2 protein-coding genes are annotated in these 1,473 nt (G+C 50.6%); both read right to left on the reverse strand.

Annotated features, from left to right (window positions below):
- The coding region (locus ACMHKJ_RS19200; protein ID WP_413496430.1) for a terminase large subunit at positions 1 to 1,077 on the reverse strand (1,077 nt) is incomplete at its 3' end.
- A partial coding sequence (locus ACMHKJ_RS19205; protein ID WP_413496432.1) for a phage terminase small subunit P27 family occupies positions 1,074 to 1,473 on the reverse strand: 400 nt, incomplete at its 5' end. The genes ACMHKJ_RS19205 and ACMHKJ_RS19200, both read right to left, overlap by 4 nt.

Raw genomic sequence — 1,473 nt, forward strand, 5'->3', positions numbered from 1 at the left:
CCCCTCAAATGCGCTCAAAGTAAGTGATTTATCCTCACATTCACGCCATGACACCATGTTAAAAAATGCCGACTTCGCTGAAACCCAGATATTCAGGTGCTTGGTTTTGAATATCCCCGTCATTCTGGGATTGTTTTTTGCTCGGTTCTGCTGGCTGATCAGGAAGTCACTGTAGACAGAAACCCCCATATTCGGGTTTGCTTTGCGCAATGTCGCCGGATCCGTCCAGTCGTCACCTTCATCGACAGTATAAATAATGCCGAATAATTCCGGATTCGGTACCGTGCCGTTGAGCATTTCAATCACTTCTCGCCGCTTGTCATAACACGGACCTTCAATGTTATATCCGGCGGTCGTGATAGCCCACATCAGTGGCTGGCGGCGAGCCCCCATCCCGGTGATCATGGTTGTATACAGTGAATCCGTATCGTGTTCGTGATACTCATCAACAATAGCGCAATGCGGCGATTGTCCGTCACCGGGATCCCCGATCAGCGGTTCAAACCGCGCGCCGTCGTCAGGGCGGTTCATGTTTTTTGCGTTAACTTCAATGCCAAATGCATCAATCAGCAGAGGAGTGCGCTTGCACATCAATTTTGCCGGGCGGAATACCTCCCATGCCTGTTTTTCTGTGGTTGCACCGGAATACACTTCAGCGCCAAACTCGTTATCACAGGTAAAACAGTAAAGAGCGACTCCGGCAGAGATGGCTGATTTACCATTTTTGCGGGGGATCTCGGTGTATACCTCACGGAACCGGCGTAATTTGCTACCTTTATGCACCCATCCAAACGCAGAGCAGACAATAAACAATTGCCACGGCTCCAGGGTGATCGGCATCCGTTTAAACGCCCACTCCCCTTTGGTGTGCGGCAGCAACTGAATGAACCGCGCTGCCTTTTCGGCTGAATCTTTATCGAACCGGTACCGGAATTTACGCCCCTTCTCTTCGCCAAGATCGTCAATATGACGCTGGCAGGCATCTTTTACATACTGGCAGACCACAATCTTTCCGCGAACAACTTCACGGGCATACTGATTGGCCGCATTGACGTTCGGGTAAGCTTTGCGACTCATGATGTAATTATCCTCAGGAACGGATTTTCCTGTTTTTTCTGACCCGCCATACCAATCAGCCGCTGACGGCTTCCGGGATCAAGACCCAGCATGGCACCGGTGCGATCCATTTCGCTTTCCTGCTCTTTTTTCGCAGTAAGGTCAGGGTTTTTTATCGGGCCGCCTGTGGCACCAATCAGCTTGGTTCCGTCCTTAATAATGGCAATCACTAAGTTACGCCAAAGTTGATAGGCAACACACCAGCGCTCAAGAACAGCCAGGTCGGTGAGGCAGATAATTCCCTGCCCGCATAATTCTTTAACGGTCATCTCCCACATCACTATCGCGAGAGACATGTCGTTTTCCACAAACCAATCCGGCGGAGCCACACCTTTCAGCGGAGTGAAAACAGGCTCA

It is taken from the genome of Morganella psychrotolerans, from assembly GCF_965118875.1.
GTDB lineage: Bacteria > Pseudomonadota > Gammaproteobacteria > Enterobacterales > Enterobacteriaceae > Morganella > Morganella psychrotolerans_C.